The 3306-nt window shown below is 71.1% G+C and carries 4 protein-coding genes; all 4 read right to left on the bottom strand.

From position 1 onward, the window contains the following. Nucleotides 1–1107 (bottom strand): branched-chain amino acid ABC transporter permease (locus VOI19_RS16690; RefSeq protein WP_323794086.1); only part of this gene is annotated, 1107 nt, incomplete at its 3' end. Then, nucleotides 1104–1979, bottom strand: a complete 876-nt coding sequence (locus VOI19_RS16685) for a branched-chain amino acid ABC transporter permease (RefSeq protein WP_323794085.1) — start codon at nt 1977–1979, stop codon at nt 1104–1106. The genes VOI19_RS16690 and VOI19_RS16685, both read right to left, overlap by 4 nt. Continuing rightward, complete coding sequence (locus VOI19_RS16680) at nt 1976–2776, bottom strand: ABC transporter ATP-binding protein (RefSeq protein ID WP_323794084.1); 801 nt, start codon at nt 2774–2776, stop codon at nt 1976–1978. The genes VOI19_RS16685 and VOI19_RS16680 overlap by 4 nt, the downstream gene beginning before the upstream one ends. Then, a partial coding sequence (locus tag VOI19_RS16675) for an ABC transporter ATP-binding protein (protein ID WP_323794083.1) occupies nt 2773–3306 on the bottom strand: 534 nt, incomplete at its 5' end. The genes VOI19_RS16675 and VOI19_RS16680, both read right to left, overlap by 4 nt.

Below are 3306 nucleotides of genomic sequence, written 5' to 3'. Positions count from 1 at the left end.
CTCGGTGAGTCGGCTGCTCACCCGGTTGCCCAGCCCCATCAGGCCACCGGGCACGAACAGCACCACCAGGATGAACAGCGTGCCGAGGATGAAGAGCGGCTCGCTGAGCGGCACGCGCAGCAGGGTCGGCAGGTCGGCGACGGCGTCCGAGCTCGCAAAGGTGCTCAGGCGCTGGTCGAGCAGGGAGTAGACGACCCCGCCCACGACCGCACCCCAGCGCGAGCCGAGTCCACCGAGCACCACGACGACCAGGATGGTCAGCGTGAAGTCGGCCGAGGCGACGCGAGGCGTCACCCCGCTCTGCAGGAGCAGGTAGACCATGCCGACGACGACGGCCAGTCCGGAGCCGGTGACGAAGGCGAGCAGCTTGACGTTGAACGGACGCAGACCCAGCACGCGCACGCGCAGCTCGTTCTCGCGGGTGGCCGCAGCGACGTGGCCCGCACGGGAGCGCTCGAACCACGCGACGAGGGCGAAGACCACGATCACCAGGAGCAGCGCCACCCAGTAGAGGTTGCGCGTGTTGGTGACGCCGACGAGCGCGTCGGGCACGTGCGTGGTGTCGAGGCGCAGGCTCTCCTCTCCCCCGGTGATGTCGGGGGTGCGGCGGATGAGCACCGAGCCGGCCTGCGCGAAGGCGAGGGTCACCATCGCGAACGAGATGCCGCTGACGCGCAGCCCGATCATGCCGAGCACCACCGCGACCGCCAGTCCGACGACCAGCGTGAGCACCATCGCCGGGAACAGTCCGAGGTCGGTGCGGTCGAGGATGATCCCGAGGCCATAGGCGCCGACCGCGAGGTAGAGCGCGTGGCCGAACGACAACAGCCCGGCGACCCCGAAGATCACGTGGTAGGTCAGCGCCAGCGAGGCGAAGAGCAGGCACAGCGCCATCAGCTGGAGGCTGCCGGCGGTGTAGGTCGGCCCGGGCAGGACGCCGACGACGTTGAGGTTGATCAGCGGCAGCACCGCGAGGAGCGCCACCAGGATCACCGGCCAGCCCAGGGTGATGAGGCGCCGGGCGCCGCGAGTGGGGCGCGGCGCGGCGTCGTGCTCGGGCGCGGACCCGGCCGTGGGCTTCGACGTGGACTCGCTCAGCGTCGTCATGTTCGGGCTCCCATCAGACCGGCGGGGCGCACGAGGAGCACCGCGGCGAGCAGCAGCACGACGACGAGGTCGCCGGTGCCGGACAAGTAGAAGTTGGCGAACTGCTGGAGGATCGCGACCACCACCGAGGCGATCGCCGCGCCGAGCAGCGAGCCCAGCCCGCCGATCACGGTGACGATGAAGGCGAAGATCAGCAGCGAGCCGCCCAGCTGCGGCGAGACGTAGCCGAAGTAGTGCGAGGCGAGCACGCCGCCGAGGCCGGCCGCGGCGCCGCCGATGGCGAAGACCACGGTGAAGGCACGCCGTACGTCGATGCCGAGGGCGGTGACCATCGCGCGGTTCTCCACCCCGGCGCGGATCACCAGGCCGAAGCGGGTGAAGCGCAGGAAGGCGATGATCGCGAGGAGCACCATCACGGCCACGGCGATCAGCACGAACCGGTCGTTGGGCACGCGGGCCCCGAAGAGGGACGTCGTCTCGTCGAACCACGCGGGCCCGGTGACGAAGATGGCGTCGGTGCCCCAGATGCCGTCGAAGAGCGCGACGCTCGCCAGGGCGAGACCGACGGTGACCAGGACCTGCTCGATGTGGCGGTTGTAGAGCCGGCGGATCAGCACCAGCTCGGTCAGGACGGCGACCAGGGCTCCGGCCGCGGCTCCGACGGCGAGCGAGAGGACCAGCGTCGTCCAGGACGCGTCGTCGAGCCGACGAGCGGTCTCCCAGCCGGCGAAGGCGCCGAGGGTGAGGAAGGCGCCGTGGGCGAAGTTGAGCACCCCCATCAGGCCGTAGATCAGCGACAGCCCGGAGGCCACGAGGAAGTAGAGCGCGCCCAGGCCGAGGCCGGTGGCGAGGAGCAGGATGATCGTGCTCACGTGGTGACCTCCCGGTCGGGCGTGGAGTCTGAGGTCGGGTGCGAGGCCGAGTGCGAGGCCGAGTGCGAGGTCGAGTCTGGGGAAGCGGTGCCGACACCGAGGAGGCCGACGACGCGTTGCTCGTCGTCGAGCAGGGCGCCGGCGTCACCGACGTGGACGACGTGGCCGTCGGCCATCACGACGGCGTCCTTGGCGAGGCGTCGGGCGACGGCGAGGTTCTGCTCGACGAGCAGGATCGGGACGACCTGCGAGGCGCGCTCGAGGGCGTCGGTGACCTCCTCGACCAGCTTGGGCGAGAGGCCCTTGGTGGGCTCGTCGACCAGCAGGAGCCTGTTCTCGTTGAGCAGGGCGCGAGCCAGGGCGACCATCTGCTGCTGGCCGCCCGACAGGGTGCCGGCAGCCTGCTGGCTGCGAGCGATGATGTCGGGGAACAGGTCGCCGACCAGGTCGCGACGCGGCTTCGCGTCACGCTCGGCGAGGCGCAGGTTCTCCTCCACGGTGAGCGAGGCGAAGACCTCGCGGTCCTCCGGCACGTAGCCGACGCCGCGCTGCACGATCTTGTGGGTGGGCAGGGTGTCGATGCGCTCGCCGTCCAGCTCGACGACGCCGCTGCGCTCGATGAGGCCCAGCACCGCCTTGATGGTGCTGGTCTTGCCGGCGCCGTTGCGACCGAGCAGGGCGGTCACGCCGCTGGCGGGCACCTCGAGGGTGACGCTCTCGACGACCTGCTGCGCGCCGATGCGGGCGCTCAGGTCGACGATCCGCAGGACGGGCGGCCGGGTCGAGGTGGTGCTCATCGGGTGCTCCCCAGGTAGGCGCTCTGCACGGTGGTGTCGGCCATGACGACGTCGGGTGAGTCGCAGGCCAGCAGCTGACCGTGGTGCATGACGGCGATGCGGTCGGCCAGGTCGAGGACGACGTCCATGTGGTGCTCGACCATGAGCACGGTCGTGCCCTGGTCGCGGTGCACCTGGCGGATCAGGTCGACCAGGCCCTCGACGTCCGCGCTGCCCACGCCTGCCATCGGCTCGTCGAGCAGGATCACCTGCGGGTCGGAGGCGAGGAGCATGGCGATCTCGAGCTTGCGCTTGTCGCCGTGGGCCAGCCCACCCGCGAGGGTCTCGGAGTGGTGGGCCAGCCCCACCTCGCCGAGACGCTCGCGGGCACGCCTGGTGGCGGCGTCCGATCGCCCCGGGAAACGCCAGACGCTCAACGCACCGCCCAGGGAGGCCTGCGCCGCGAGACGCACGTTCTCGATCGCGGTCAGGCCGTCGAAGAGGCTCGACGTCTGGAAGGTGCGGCCGAGGCCCGCGCGGGCGCGGGCCTC

It is taken from the genome of Nocardioides sp. (genome assembly GCF_034670285.1).
Classification (GTDB): Bacteria; Actinomycetota; Actinomycetes; order Propionibacteriales; family Nocardioidaceae; genus Nocardioides.
Note: the sequence above shows the minus strand (reverse complement) of the source record. Positions and strands in the feature narration are given on the sequence as shown.